This is a genomic window from Actinomyces sp. HPA0247 (assembly GCA_000411415.1).
In the GTDB taxonomy this organism is placed as follows: Bacteria; Actinomycetota; Actinomycetes; order Actinomycetales; family Actinomycetaceae; genus Pauljensenia.
This window is the reverse complement of record KE150450.1, coordinates 862,657-876,636: the sequence shown is the minus strand read 5'-3', so window position 1 is coordinate 876,636 and position 13,980 is coordinate 862,657. Positions and strand designations below refer to the sequence as shown.

The 13,980-nt window shown below is 69.3% G+C and carries 13 protein-coding genes; 7 read left to right on the top strand and 6 right to left on the bottom strand.

The features are described from left to right. Nucleotides 1–195: 195 nt before the first annotated feature. From HMPREF1478_RS03520 to HMPREF1478_RS03500, 5 genes are all read left to right on the top strand, one after another. Entirely contained in the window at nt 196–1,332 is a 1,137-nt protein-coding gene (locus HMPREF1478_RS03520) for an ABC transporter substrate-binding protein (RefSeq protein ID WP_016460709.1), read from the top strand. Between the two features lie 88 nt (nt 1,333–1,420). Further along, nucleotides 1,421–2,449, top strand: a complete 1,029-nt coding sequence (locus tag HMPREF1478_RS03515) for a FecCD family ABC transporter permease (RefSeq protein WP_016460708.1) — start codon at nt 1,421–1,423, stop codon at nt 2,447–2,449. Further along, the gene (locus HMPREF1478_RS03510) at nt 2,446–3,246 is read left to right on the top strand and encodes an ABC transporter ATP-binding protein (protein ID WP_016460707.1); all 801 of its coding nucleotides are present in this window, start codon (nt 2,446–2,448) and stop codon (nt 3,244–3,246) included. Before HMPREF1478_RS03515 ends, HMPREF1478_RS03510 begins: the two co-directional genes overlap by 4 nt. 198 nt (nt 3,247–3,444) lie before the next feature. Then, nucleotides 3,445–3,654 (top strand): cold-shock protein, encoded by a 210-nt coding sequence (locus HMPREF1478_RS03505; protein ID WP_003791482.1) that lies wholly within the window; start codon nt 3,445–3,447, stop codon nt 3,652–3,654. A 332-nt stretch (nt 3,655–3,986) separates the two neighbouring features. Then, on the top strand, nt 3,987–4,205 hold the full coding sequence (locus tag HMPREF1478_RS03500) for a hypothetical protein (RefSeq protein WP_016460706.1): 219 nt from the start codon (nt 3,987–3,989) through the stop codon (nt 4,203–4,205). A 350-nt stretch (nt 4,206–4,555) separates the two neighbouring features. On the opposite strand, the gene hemL is transcribed toward HMPREF1478_RS03500, so the two are convergent. The 6 genes from hemL to hemE are packed head-to-tail and all read right to left on the bottom strand — an operon-like array spanning nt 4,556 to nt 11,435. Next, entirely contained in the window at nt 4,556–5,953 is a 1,398-nt protein-coding gene (gene hemL / locus HMPREF1478_RS03495; protein WP_034474879.1) for a glutamate-1-semialdehyde 2,1-aminomutase, read from the bottom strand. 44 nt (nt 5,954–5,997) lie between these two features. Continuing rightward, nucleotides 5,998–7,029, bottom strand: a complete 1,032-nt coding sequence (gene hemB, locus HMPREF1478_RS03490; RefSeq protein WP_016460704.1) for a porphobilinogen synthase — start codon at nt 7,027–7,029, stop codon at nt 5,998–6,000. Further along, nucleotides 7,026–7,832: a uroporphyrinogen-III synthase gene (locus tag HMPREF1478_RS03485; RefSeq protein ID WP_232207414.1), complete on the bottom strand. Its 807-nt coding sequence runs from the start codon at nt 7,830–7,832 to the stop codon at nt 7,026–7,028. Before HMPREF1478_RS03485 ends, hemB begins: the two co-directional genes overlap by 4 nt. An 11-nt stretch (nt 7,833–7,843) precedes the next feature. Beyond that, the gene (hemC, locus tag HMPREF1478_RS03480; RefSeq protein ID WP_016460702.1) at nt 7,844–8,878 is read right to left on the bottom strand and encodes a hydroxymethylbilane synthase; all 1,035 of its coding nucleotides are present in this window, start codon (nt 8,876–8,878) and stop codon (nt 7,844–7,846) included. Further along, nucleotides 8,875–10,341, bottom strand: a complete 1,467-nt coding sequence (locus HMPREF1478_RS03475) for a protoporphyrinogen/coproporphyrinogen oxidase (protein WP_016460701.1) — start codon at nt 10,339–10,341, stop codon at nt 8,875–8,877. The genes hemC and HMPREF1478_RS03475 overlap by 4 nt, the downstream gene beginning before the upstream one ends. Further along, nucleotides 10,338–11,435, bottom strand: a complete 1,098-nt coding sequence (hemE, locus tag HMPREF1478_RS03470) for a uroporphyrinogen decarboxylase (protein WP_016460700.1) — start codon at nt 11,433–11,435, stop codon at nt 10,338–10,340. The genes HMPREF1478_RS03475 and hemE overlap by 4 nt, the downstream gene beginning before the upstream one ends. A gap of 241 nt (nt 11,436–11,676) precedes the next feature. Between hemE and HMPREF1478_RS03465 the strand changes: the two genes are divergently transcribed. Together HMPREF1478_RS03465 and rarD are read left to right on the top strand one after the other, a co-directional pair. Continuing rightward, entirely contained in the window at nt 11,677–12,996 is a 1,320-nt protein-coding gene (locus HMPREF1478_RS03465; RefSeq protein ID WP_034474876.1) for a glutamyl-tRNA reductase, read from the top strand. Further along, nucleotides 12,993–13,943 carry an EamA family transporter RarD gene (gene rarD, locus HMPREF1478_RS03460; RefSeq protein WP_016460698.1) on the top strand — a complete coding sequence of 317 codons (951 nt, stop codon included), beginning with the start codon at nt 12,993–12,995 and terminating at the stop codon, nt 13,941–13,943. Before HMPREF1478_RS03465 ends, rarD begins: the two co-directional genes overlap by 4 nt. Nucleotides 13,944–13,980 lie beyond the last annotated feature (37 nt).

Below are 13,980 nucleotides of genomic sequence, written 5' to 3'. Positions count from 1 at the left end.
AAAAACGGGCATGCACATTTGCGTCCCGCTCCCCGCGAGGGGATTGACGAGGCCAGGACCGCACCTCACGCGCCAACAACACCCGTGAGAAACCAAGGAAATAACACCGTGTCATAATGCCACACTCACCCTTGTGAGGGGCACCTAATTTTGTGTAGCATTTCCCTCGTAATCCACAACACACGAGAGGACGCGATGAAGACCCATCTCGCCACCCTGACCACCATCCTGGCCACCGCCGCCCTGGCCCTCACCGCCTGCGCGGGCGGTACAGGCTCCACCACCGCCCAGCCGGAGCAAACCACCCAGGAGGCCACGACCTCGTCCACGCGCACGATCACCGACCACGCGGGCAACGAGGTCGTCCTGCCCGAGAAGATCACCCGCGTCGCCATCGACCAGATCCCGATCGAGTCCACCTACCTGGCCTACTTCGACGGCAAGGCCCCCTACCTGGTGGGCATGAGCGCCGCCCGCGTCAAGGCCATGAGCCAGACGATCGCCGCCGAGATGGCGCCCGAAATGATGCAGGTGGACACCAGCTACTACGACAAGGGCGAGCTCAACGCCGAGGCCCTGCTCAACCTGAACGTCGACGTCGTCTTCTACAACGCCTTCAACAAGGAACACGGCGAAATGTTCCGCAAGGCGGGCATCCCGGCCGTTGGTTTCACGACGATGGGGAACCCGTCGGAGACGTACACAGAGTGGATGGAGCTCCTCGAGGACGTCTTTAACGAGGACGGGCACATGGCCGACAAGATCGCGCTCGGCAAGGACCTGGTCGCCGGCGCCCGCGCGCGCACCGCGAAGGTTCCCGAGGATCAGCGCGTCTCGACGATGGTGCTCATGGGCGCGGCGGACGGTCAGCTCGCGGTCGCGGGCGGCAAGGACGGCTGGTTCACCAACGAATGGGCCGACTCTCTGAACTACACGAACGTCTCGCGCGACACCGACACCTCGCACACGCCGGTCACCTTCGAGCAGGTTCTCACGTGGGATCCCCAGGTCCTCCTCGTCACCGGCAAGGGCATGTCGAACATGACGGCCAACACCGTCCTGACGAACTCGGTCGAGGGCGTGGACTTCTCCACCCTCAGCTCGGTGAAGTCCGGCCGCGTCTACTCCACCGGCCTGGGCATGTGGAACTGGTTCACCCCGAACCCGGATGCTCCCATCGTCGCCAACTGGATCGGAGCGTCCCTTTACCCGGAGCAGTTCTCCGACGTTGACCTCGTAGCCATGACGAAGGACTACTACCAGAAGATGTACAACTTCACGCTCACGGACGAGCAGGCCCAGCGCATCATCAACCCGGACACCGCGTCCTGATACCTGTCCCCGGCCTCGTCTCCCCTATCGACGAGGCCGGGGCACCTTGTGCGCGAAACGCCCGGCTGTGCGTCGGGGAGAGGACATCATGAAGTCTGTGTTGACCAGGAATGGGCGACTGCGCGTGTGGGTGGTCCCCACACTGATCGCCCTCATCGTCGTGTGCGCGGTGGCAGCCATGCTGATTGGCCGTTTTTCCGTGTCCCTGGAGGACGTGGTTGCGGCGCTGCGCGCGAGGTTCTGGGGTGGCCCGGCGGTGCCCCCGCGCGTCAACTCCGTCGTCTTTGACCTGCGAGCGCCGCGCATCATCGTGGCGATCCTGATCGGCGGGGGCCTGTCCGTCGCGGGCGCCTCCTTCCAGTCGCTGTTCTCCAACCCCCTGGCCACGCCGGACACCCTGGGCGTCGCGGCTGGCACGTGCGTCGGCGCGGTCATCGCCCTGCTGCTGGACTGGAACCTGATCGGTGTGCAGGCCGCGGCGCTCGTCGCGGGCCTGGCGACGATGGCTTTCACGACGGCGATCTCACGCACGCGCACGGGTTCTTTCAATGTCATCACGCTCGTGCTCGGCGGCGTCATTGTCTCCGCCCTGGCGAACGCGGTCCTCTCGCTCCTCAAGCTGACGGCCGACCCCACGAGTCAGCTCCCCGAAATCACCTACTGGCTGATGGGCTCGCTCGCTGCGGTCACCTACCACCAGATCGCGCTGGGCGCCCCCTTCATCATCGCGGGCATCGTCGTCATCGTGGCGCTGCGCTGGCAGCTCAACATCCTCTCCCTCTCAGAGGACGAGGCCCGCTCAGCCGGCGTCAACGTCTCCCTCATGCGCGCCATCCTCATCGTCGCCTCGACGGTCATCACGGCCTCGGTCATTTCGATGTGCGGGCAGGTCGGCTGGGTCGGCCTGCTCGTGCCGCACTGCGCGCGCATGCTGTGCGGGCAAAACAACCGCGCGGTCATCCCGGTCTCACTGCTACTCGGGTCGGCCCTCATGATCGTCATCGATACGCTCGCGCGTTCCCTGTCGGCCTCGGAAATTCCTATTTCGATCCTGACGGCCATCATCGGCGCACCCTTCTTTATCGTGCTGCTGCGCCGGACGGGAGGAGCGCGATGATCAGCGTCGAGAACGCGACCTTCACCTATCCGGGTGCCCCCTCCCCGATCCTGACGAACGTGTCCTTCGAGGTGCCCGAACGCTCGCTCCTAGCGATTCTGGGTCCCAACGGCGCCGGCAAGACGACGCTGCTGCGCACCATGATCGGCCTGCAGAAGTGGGACAGCGGGCGCACACTCATCGACGGCACCCCCATTTCGTCGATGTCGACCCGCGCGCTGGGCCGCGTCCTGTCCTACGTGCCGCAGGCCCGCAACGCATCCAACGTGGCGCTCACCGGCCTCGAGATGGTGATGGTCGGGCGAGCCCCGCACATGCGCACCCTCGCACAGCCCGGAGCACGCGAGGAGCGCATGGCCCGCGACGTCCTCGACGAGGTGGGCGCCTCCCACCTGGCCGAGATGCCCTGCGCGACCATGTCGGGCGGCCAGTTCCAGATGATCCTCATCGCCCGCGCCCTCGTTGCCGACCCGCGTGTCCTCGTACTCGACGAGCCGGAGACCGGCCTCGACTTCCGCAACCAGCTGATCGTCCTGGGACTCCTCGAGCGCCTTGTGCGGGACCGAGGCCTCGCCGTCATCATGAACACGCACTACCCGGCGCACGCCCTGCGCGTCGCGGACCAGGTCGCGCTCTTCTCCTCCACGCACGAGGCCGTGGTCGGTCCCGCCTCCTCCGTCATGAACGCGGACACCCTCGCGCGCGTCTTTGGCGTGGACGTAGCGATCGGGAGCGTGGACTTCGAAGGCGAGGACGTGCAGGCCATCGTTCCGGTTCGTCTAAGTGGGGACAAGTAGCGCCATCACCCCAAAAACTTCTTCATCACGATTACGCAGGTCAGCCACATTTTGGCTGCGAGTGCGGTACCGTATTAGTGTGATTCCGCACGCCCAGTCCGGGGGCAATATTGCCGGGCAGGGGCGACGGGACCATGTCGGCTCCGCAGACGGGGCCGAACGGTACCCCAGCGTTGGGGCGAACACGAAGGAGGGCCCATGGCTACCGGGACCATCAAATGGTTCAACGACGCCAAAGGCTTCGGATTCATCACTCCCGATGACGAATCCGGCGACGTCTTCGTGCACTATTCAAACATCATCGGCCAGTCTGGGCGACGCACTCTTCTAGAGGGCGAGAAGGTCGAATATGAGGCGATTGAAGGACCAAAGGGCCTCCAAGCCATGAATGTGGCACGAGCCGAGTGACACTGTGTGCCCGGGTGGAGCTTCCACTCGGGCACACTTGCACGAAACAGCATGTTCCTCACTCATCTCACACATAATTTTTTCGTTGACACAACTGCTTTTTAACTGGTTTTTACGATGCTTGTGCCATGCCTTACAAGGGATTGCGAGGTATAGACCGATCGGTGAAATCGGCGTAGCATTGTGACTGCACCAAGGGGGGCGACCACGAGTCACCTCCCTTTTTCAATACCGTCGCTCACCCGGGCGACACGGGCCGACAAGGCCCACACACGCTGGCGTGCGGGGCGCGCTTCGCGTTTCCGCGCGAAGACATTCTCAAGGAGAACCCCATGAACAACATCGTCAAGGCTGAAACCGCTCCCACCATGTCCCAGGCCACCGCCTCGGCCTCCGTGCTCGTGGCCCTCATCGTCGTCCTCGCGGCCCTCGGCGTGTTCGCCGCCCTGCAGGTTGCCTCGGTCGCGTCGGTCGTCTTCGCGGTCGTTATCGCCCTGACCGCCCTGATCGTCTCCCCCGCGATCCTCTCGATCGCACGCACTCGCGCCTGAGCTGATGCGGGGCGCGTGAGCATCGCGCGCCCCACCCCCGCCAGCGTGACACCGCAGAGGTGTCACGCTTTTTCGTTGTCTTCTTGGCTTCTTGGTTTCTTTGTTTTCCTCGTCCCTAAGGCACCGCCCCCTTGCCCTCGTCCTTGTAGCACCGCGCCGCCTCAGACAGCCTGCGGGGCGGGGGGAATTGCACTACATGAGGGTGCGACACGCCGGCGACACGCCGTCAGAGGGCCTCGTGTAGTGCAAAACCCCCATCACCACCCACCGACGGAAAAGACGAGGGGTGGGGACCCACCAGGATCCCCACCCCTGAGCCGTTCACGCCGCAGATGACGCGACGCGGTCGATTACTCGGGCTGAGCGGCGGCGGCAGCCTGCGCGGCGGCCGGAGCGGCGGCGGCGATAGCCTCCAGCTCCGCCTCGCCGTGAGCGCCGGACACGAACCACACCTCGTACACCGAGGGCGGCAGGGCCACACCCGAGGACAGGAACGAGTGGAAGAACGGGGCGTAGCGCCACGCCTCCTGGGCGCGCGCCTGGTCGTAGTCGTACACGCCCGAGGAGGCCGCGGCCTCGCCGAACATGACGGAGAACAGGGATCCCGTGCGCTGGACGCGGTGCGCGACGCCCGCAGCGCTGAGCGCGTCCGACACGATCGTGCTGATCTCCTGGGCCGAGGCGTTGACGCGGTCGTACACGCCCTGATCAGCGAGTTCGAGGGTGCGCAGGCCGGCGACCGTGGCCAGAGGGTTGCCCGAGAGCGTGCCCGCCTGGTAGACGGGGCCGAGAGGAGCCAGCAGGTCCATGACATCCGCGCGCCCGGCGACGGCCGCCAGGGGCATGCCGCCGCCCACGACCTTGCCAAAGGTCACGAGGTCGGGTACCCAGTCGGCATGCTCGACGGAGGATGCGTCGATGAAACCGGCGCCGTAGCGGCCCGCGGGCGCGCCATCAACCCACCCGGCCACGGCCTCGAGGCCCCACCAGCCGGCGGGGTCGACGCGGAAGCCGGTGAGGACCTCGTCGAGGATCATGAGCGCGCCGTGCGCGGTGCACAGGCGGCGGATTTCGCGGTTCCACCCGGGGTGGGGCGGGACCGTGCCCATGTTGGCGGGGGCGCCCTCGAAGATGACGGCGGCGATACTGTCACCCACCTGCTCGAAGCACGCGCGCAGGGCGTCAACATCGTTGTAGGGCAGGACGATCGTCTGGGCGGTGATGGCCTCGGGGACGCCGGCCGACCCGGGCAGGCCGCCCGTGGCGACACCCGACCCGGCGGCAGCGAGCAGGCCGTCGGAATGGCCGTGGTAATTGCCGGCGAATTTCACGATGAGGTCGCGCCCGGTGGCGCCGCGCGCCAGGCGGATCGCCGTCATCGTCGCCTCGGTGCCCGTCGACACGAAGCGGACGCGCTCCGCGAAGGGCACGCGCTCGCGCACGGCGCTGGCCAGCAGCGTCTCAGTTTCGGTCGGCGCACCGAAGGACAGGCCACGCGAGGCGGCCTCCTGGACGGCTGCCACCACCTCGGGGTGCGCGTGGCCGAGCAGCGCCGGACCCCACGACCCGACCAGGTCCACGTAGGAGCGTCCCTCGACGTCGGTGACGCGCGCGCCGCTCGCGCTCGCGATGAAGCGCGGGGTGCCGCCGACGCCACCGAAGGCGCGCACGGGCGAGTCCACGCCGCCTGGGATCACGGATTTTGCTTGGGAGAATGCGGTTTCGTTAGTAGTCACGGCTACCTTCATCGAAGAAAAACGGATTGTTGCTATGGTACGCGCGCTCAGCGCACTCAGCGGGCCCGGCGGGCGACCTCGAGGGCCCAGTAGGTGAGGACGGAGTCGGCGCCCGCGCGGAAGATACCGGTGAGGGATTCGTCGATGACGCGGGTGCGGTCGATCCATCCATTGGCGGCGGCGGCCTCGACCATCGCGTATTCGCCGGACACCTGGTAGGCGGCGACCGGGATGTCGGAGGCGGCGGCAACGTCGGCCAGCACGTCGAGGTAGGGTCCGGCGGGCTTGACCATGAGCATGTCGGCGCCCTCGGCCGCGTCGAGCAGCGCCTCGAAGAGGCCTTCGCGCCGGTTCGCGGGATCCTGCTGGTAGGTGCGTCGGTCGCCCTTGAGCGTGGAACCGACAGCCTCGCGGAAGGGCCCAAAGTAGGCGGACGCGTACTTCGCGGAGTAGGCGAGGATAGCGACGTGGGCGTATCCCGCCTGGTCGAGGGCGGCGCGGATCGCGGCGACCTGGCCGTCCATCATGCCCGAGGGCGACACCATGTGCGCGCCCGCGCGCGCCTGGGAAATCGCCATCGCCTGGTAGAGCGGCAGGGTCGCGTCATTGTCGACGCCGCCTTCGGAATCGAGGAGCCCACAGTGCCCGTGGTCGGTGAACTCGTCCAGGCAGGTGTCCGCGCACACGACGAGGGCGTCCCCGACCTCGGCGCGCACGGCGGCGAGGCCGCGGTTGAGGATCCCGTCCTCCGCCCACGCCTGGGAGCCGATCGCGTCCCGGCGGGCGGGCACGCCGAACAGGTCGATGGCACCCACGCCCGCTTCGGCGGCCTCGGCTGCGGCTCGGCGCAGCGAGTCGATCGTGTGCTGGTACTGGCCGGGCATTGCGGCGATTTCGCGGGGTTCGTCGATGTCGTCGCGCACGAAGACGGGCCAGATGAGCTTGGCGGGGTCGACGTGGGTTTCGCGCACGAGCGCACGCATCGCGGGGGTCGAGCGCAGGCGGCGCGGGCGGATCGTCGGGATCGGGGAGGAGTCCACCCCGGCCTCGGCGAGGTAGGAGGTGACGGATTCGGGGACGGTAGTCATGAGTCTCTTTCTTCAGGTGCGTCGGCGTGGGTGGGGCGGGCCAGGGCGTCGGTGAGGGCGCGGACGATGGCATCGGGTGTGGGGGACGAGGCCTGGGCCGCGACCGCGATCCCCTGACGCCTGGCGGTGGCGGCGGTGGGTGCGCCGATGGTCACGACCCGGGTTGAGGGGGGCGGCAGGCCGAGGAGCGGGGGGAGGGCGCGCGCCTGGGAGGAGGCGGTGAGCACCGCTGCGTCGTAGTGACCCGCGCGAAAATTCCCCGCGATATCGGCGTCAATATCCCCGGCATCGGCGGGGAGAGTGGTGTAGGCGTCGACGGCCTCGACGCTCCAGCCGAGGCCGCGAAGCCCGTCCGGCAGCGTGTCGGGCGCTGCCGCCGACCGGGGGATGAGGACCGGGCGCTCGTCAGAGGATGGGGCAGGGAAGCACTCGAGCAGCGCGGCGGCGGATCCAGCCCCGATCAGGTCGGCGCTCACGCCCGCGTGGTCGCTGATCCATTGGGCCGTGGCCTGGCCGACGGCGGCGATGCGCGTGCCGCGCGAGCGCGCCTGCGGCAGGGCGGAAACGACGGCCCGCGCGGCCCTCCAGGAGGAGAAGACGACCCACGCGTACGCGCCGTCAGCGAGCCGGTCGCGGGCCGCGTCGAGCTGCGCAGACTCCAGCGGCGTCGACATGGTAAGGGCGAGAGCATCCACCTGCGCCCCGGCGCGGCGCAGGGCGCGCGCGATGGCATCCTCCTGCTTGGCGCGGGTCAGGAGGATCCGCCGCCCGGTCAACTGCACGTTCACTGAGGGTGCGCTCACTGAGGGCTCGTTCACGAGGATTGCCTCGGCGCTTTCGTCGCTCCCAGGTCGGTGACCTCGGCGGCGCCGCCGTCGAGCAGCTGGCGCGCCACATCCTCGCCGAGTCGGGCCGCCTCGCCGCGACCAACCAAGTCCGTGAGCGCGCGCGCACCACTCGCCTCGACCCGCTCGCGCCCGTCGACGCTCATGACGCGCGCGTCGAGCAGGAGGGTCGAGGAGGCCTCGTCCACGCGGGCAAAGGCACCGACGGGTGCCGCGCACCCCGCGCCCAGGGCGGAGAGGACCGCGCGCTCGGCGCTGGCCGCGAGCGCGGTCGGCCGATGGTGAAGGGCGCCAAGGAGGGCTCGCAGGAGGGGGTCCGACTCGTCGCGCGTTTCGATGGCGAGGGCGCCCTGCGAGGGGGCGGGCATCATGATGGCTGGGTCGAGCACGTCGGTGGCGTGGGCGTCGAGGCCGATGCGCCGCAGCCCGGAGAGGGCGAGGACGACCGCGTCGAGACGCTCGCCCGTGCCGAGGGCGGAGGGTGCAGTGCCCGCGTCGGCGCCCAGGTCGATGCCGCGCACACGCGAGAGCCGCGTGGGGACGTTGCCACGCAGGTCGCAGACGCGCAGGTCGGGGCGCGCGGCGAGCACCTGGGCGGCGCGCCTGGGCGAGCCCGTTCCGACGAGCGCACCCTCCGGCAGGGATGCCAGGGTCGCCCCGTCGGCAGCGCACAGGGCATCGCGGGGGTCTTCGCGCTGCGGGACGGCCGCGATGCGCAGGCCCGGCGTCGGGGCGGTGGGCAGGTCCTTGAAGGAGTGGACGGCCAGGTCGCACTCTCCTCCGAGGAGGGCGAGCCGCAGCTGCGCGGCGAACACACCGACGCCGCCGAGCGCCGCCAGGGGTGCCGCGGACACGTCGCCGTGCGTGCGCACGACCTCCAGCTGAACGCGCACGTCCTCGCCGAGGCGAGCCCCGGCCTCTTCGATCGCCCGCGCGACGGTGGTGGATTGGGCGAGCGCCAGGCACGATCCCCTGGTTCCCAGAACGAATGTCCGCGTGGTCATAGCAGTCCTTTCGCGCCCGTGCGTGCGTGGGAGACGACGGAGGCGATGCCGGTTCCGGCGACCCAGGCGCCCGTGAGCGCCACGCTGCCCAAGGGGCGCACCTGTTCCTCGAGTGCTCTCACGCGCCCGCGATACTCGGGGGGCAGGGGCGGGAGCGTGCCGTTCCAGCGGGCGAGCAGGTGGTCGGTGACAGCCTCGGGCGCGATGTCCACGCCGGTGAGCGTGCGGATATCGCGCAGGGCGCCTTCGACGGTGACGTCGGGTTCGGCCTCGCCGAGGCGCCCGTAGGACAGGCGCAGCAGGTGCGTGTGGGGCGGGAGTTGGTCGGCGAGCCAGGGCCATTTGACGTTGAGGTGGGACAGGGCCTTGGCCACCACCGGCCGCTCGTCGGCGGGAGCGGGCGCGACCAGGAGGCCCTGGGAGACGGGCGCGTCGTCCAGCTCGGGGGCGCGCACGGCCAGGGTGAGGCGCGCGATGGGCGCTCCCTCGGGAACGCTCACATCGGGCACGAGGCCGGGGATGCGCGCCTGGGTCAGCAGGCGCAGTGCGGCGCTGGCGCTGCAGGCGAGGACGAGGCGCTCCGTCGTCACGCTCACGCCCGGCCCGCTCGGCACGGGTTCAGCTCCGGGGGTGGGCCCGGGCTTGGTCGGCCCACACTCGAGGGTCCATCCCGAGGCCTCGCGCGTCATCGCGAACGCGCCCGTGCGGGTCAGGACGGTACCGCCCGCCTCTTCGATGGCGGCCCGCAGCGCGTCGACGAGAACGAACATGCCGCCCTCAACGCAGGCTTCGGGGGTGCGGCGCGATCCGGCGGCGGCCAGACGCGCCGCGACCGCAGCGGTCAGGGACCCGTGACGGGCGGTCTCGGCGCGCAGTCCGGGAGCGACCGTATCGGTCGCCAACATGGTCGGGTCGGCGGTGTAGATGCCCGCGATGATCGGCCGCACCGAGCGCTCCAGCACGGCCTGCCCCATGCGCGCGGTCACGAAACCGGCCAGGGTCTCCCCGGCCTCGTCCATGCCGACGCCGCCGCCCATCGAGCGATCCTCAAGGGCGCGGCGCACCCCGGCCTCGCCGAGCACGCGGGCGCAGTCGGGCGCGTCCGGGCGAGCCGGGATTCCCAGGAACGAGTCGCGCAGGAAGGGGCGCAGCTCCCAGCCGCCGCGCAGGGCGGGGGCGTAGAGGCGGGCGCCCGAGCCGGCGGGCTCGACCGAGGTCAGCCCCAGGGCGTCCACGATCGACGAGGTGTCGGCGCCGCGCACGACGTATGTTTCCGCGCCCAGGTCTACGTTCGCTCCGCCGACCGTGCCGCGGGCGATGAGGCCGCCCAGGTAGCCGCGCGCCTCGATCAGGAGGGGGCGCACGCCCGCGCGGGCCAGTTCCCACGCGCTCACGAGGCCGGCGATGCCTCCACCGACAACGACCGCGCCGGGGTGGGTGGGGATGGCGTCGAGCGCGCTCATCGGGCCTCCCCCAGCTCGTGCACCAGCTCGACGATGCGCGTCAGCACGTCGGGGTCGGTCGTGGGCGGCACGCCGTGCCCGAGGTTAAAGACGTGCCCGGGGGCAGCCCGTCCCGCGTTCAGAATATCTCGAACAGCCTGTTCGATAACAGGCCACGGGGCCTGCAACAGCGCGGGGTCCAGGTTTCCCTGTACGGCCTTTCCAGGCACCTGCTCAATGGCCCACGACAGGTCCGTCTTCCAGTCGACGCCCACGCAGTCGGCCCCGACCTCGGCCATATCGAACAGGATCGGGGCGCTGCCCGTGCCGAAGTGGATGAGCGGGGCGCGCTCGCCCGTCACCGGGCTGACGGCACCCGCGACGCGCTGTGCGACCATGCGCGAGTACGGCGCAACAGACTCGCGATAGGTACGAGGCGAGAGGGAGCCCACCCACGAGTCGAAGAGCTGCGCCGCGCTGGCCCCCGCCTCGACCTGAGCAGTGATGAAGTCGGCGCTCACCCGCGCACACCAGGTCATGAGCGCGTCCCACGCGCCCGGGTCCGACGCCGCGAGCGACCGCGCAGCCATGTGATCGCGCGAGGGACGCCCCTCGACCATGTAGGCGGCCAGCGTGAAAGGGGCGCCGCCGAAGCCGATGAGCGGGGTGGATCCTAGCTCGCGCACCGCCGTTGCGACGCCGTCGCGCACCGCCTGAGCCCCGTCGGCGCAGTCGCGCGTGCGCCCGGTGGAATCGGTCCAGGAGCCCTCCCCGTAGTGATGGCTCAGTAGTTCATCAATGCTCTCGCGCGTTCGATAGGGGTGGTCGAGGACCGGGCCGACACCCGGCTCAATCTCGACGCCCACACCGGCCAAGCGCAGGGGGACCATAATGTCCGAAAAGAAGATGCCCGCGTCCACGCCATGGCGTCGCACGGGCTGCACCGTTGCCTCGGCGGCCACGTCGGGCCGCAGGCAGGCCTCGAGCATGGGCAGGCCGACGTCGGCGCGCAGCTGGCGATACTCCGGCAGGGAGCGTCCAGCCTGACGCATGAACCACACGGGGGTGTTCCCGCGTTGCCCGGTGAGGGCGGCGATCAGCGGGGGCGTCGTCATGTGTCTCCCTTAATTTAATGATGTTTTCGTGCGTTAATTCGCGCGTTTCCGTCGTTTTCCAGTCTAGTTCAAGACAATTTCTCACACGTCGCAAAAGCATGGAATAGCTTGGCTTTACGCCTATTTATCCGCGGGAGTGCGCCATTTATTTCACCGACATATCGAAATGACACGGCGTCACCAACATAAATAGCTTCGCCCCTCTGCCCGCGAGAAGACGGTGCCCTTAAATGGACGCGTTGTGACTATTCATGTGCTTTCCGCGGACCACCGCTACGCCCCCCTCGACGACATCGCCCGGCTCTCCGGAGCGACCGACCTCGGCCCTACCCTCATGCGCTCGCTGGCGCAGGTGCGCGGAGTCATGGTCCTGCGCACCTGCAATCGCGTCACCATCTACGTCGACGCTCCGGCCTCGGCCGACCCCCACGCGCTCAAGGACGCGGTAGAGCGCGAGCTCGCCACCGCCTCGGGCACCCCGCGCGCCGACGTACAGCTGCGGCACCTGTGGGGCCGCGCCGGCCTCGTCGATCTTTTCGCGACGGCATCCGGCCTGGAATCCATGGTCATCGGCGAGCGCGAGATCGCCGGGCAGATGCGCCGCGCCGCGCGCACCGCCTGGGAGGACGGGACCCTCAGCTGCGACCTGGGACGCGCCGCCGAGCGGGCCTCGGCCACCTCGCGCCGCGTCGCCACCGAGACCGGGCTGGCGGGGGCTGGCCGCTCGGTCGTCGCCGTCGGCCTCGACATGGCTGCCGATCACCTGGGACCGTGGGAGGACACGCGCGTGCTCATCGTCGGCACGGGCGCCTACGCGGGGGCGACCGTCAGCGCCCTGAACGCGCTCGGCGCATCGGACGTGTCGGTCTACTCGACGTCTGGGCGCGCCCGCGAATTCGCTCAGGGACGAGGCATCGGCTGGGTTGATGCCGCAGACCTGCCCTCTGCTCTGGAGCGCGCCGACCTGGTCGTGACCTGCCGAGGGCTGGGAAGCCCCATCCTGACCCGCGACATGGCCGCAGCCTCCGGGCGCACCGTCGTCCTGGACCTCGCGCTCATGCGCGACACCGAAAGCTCCGTCGCCTCGCTGCCAAACGTGACCCTCATCGACCTGCCGACCATCCAGGCGTCGGTCCCGGCAGCCGATGCTGACGCGCTGACGCGCGCCCGCACCATCATCGACGAGGAGGTCACCTCCTTCGAGCGCGGCCTCGGCGCACGCTCCATGGACCCCGTCGTGCGACACCTGCGCTCGCGCGTCTTCCGCATCGTCGAGGAGGAGATCGACCGCCTCAGCGACGCCCCCCTCTCGACCGACGACGCGGCCCGCGCACTGCGCCACCTGGCCGCGCGACTCATCCACAACCCGACCGTGCTCGCGCGCCGGGCGGGCGAGGAGAGCCAGCAGGAACGCTACCTGGAGGCCCTGAGCGTGGTCCTCGGCATCGACGAGACCGCCCTTATTACGGGGGACACAGCCCCTCACGCTTTCTCGCCAGGTGATCACAGCGATTCCCTCGTCGGCGCCTGCCCCCGCGATGTTCATACACTGGGAGCATGAGCACCCAGAAGAACGATCCACGCGCACTCGCCCTCGGCGTCTCCTGCTACGTGATCTGGGGTTTCTTCCCCCTGTACTTCTCGCTGCTCTCCCCCGCCGGCGCCGTTGAGGTCATCGTCCACCGCGCGGTCTGGGGCTTGTTCTTCTGCGTGGTTGCGCTCGCTGTGACGGGGTCGCTCGGGAAGGTGCGCGCACTCATCGCGGACCGCGGAGCCCTGTGGCGCCTCGCGGTCGCGGGCGCGCTCGTCGTCGTCAACTGGTCGGTGTACGTGTACGCGGTCCTCGCCGGACACACGACCGACGCGGCAGTCGGCTACTTCATCAACCCCCTCGTCACGATCGCGCTGGGACTCATCGTGCTGCGCGAGCGAGTCACCCCGATCCAGACGCTCGCCCTCATCCTCGGCATCATCGCCGTCATCATCCTCGTCATCGGCCAGCACGCGGTCCCCATCGTCTCCCTCACGCTCGCGCTGACGTTCGGCCTGTATTCACTGGTGAAGAAGGACGTGGCCGCGCGCGTCGACCCGCTCGCGGGCATGGCGATCGAAACCGCGGCGGTCTCACCCTTCCTGCTCGGCTACTACGCCTATCTGGTGGCCACGTCCTCCACGTCCTTCCATGCCATCGCGTCTTCCGACGGCTCCGGGTTTTCGTGGCCCCTTCACCTGGCCCTCCTGGTGGGCGCGGGCGCATTGACGATGATCCCGCTCATCATGTTCGCCTCGGCAGCAAGGGGACTGACCCTGGGGACGATGGGCTTCCTGCAGTACCTGGGCCCGACCCTGCAGCTCCTCGTCGCCGTATTCATCTTCCATGAGACCGTGCCCACCTTCCGCTGGATCGCGATGGGCGTCGTGTGGGTGGCGCTGGCGTGCCTGAGCGCCGATTGGCTGGTCTCCTCCGTGCGCGCCAAGCGCCTGGCCCGGGCAGGTCACCAAGCCTGACTCCGACGGGCACGCCGGGCGGCGGGGGCAGCGGCCA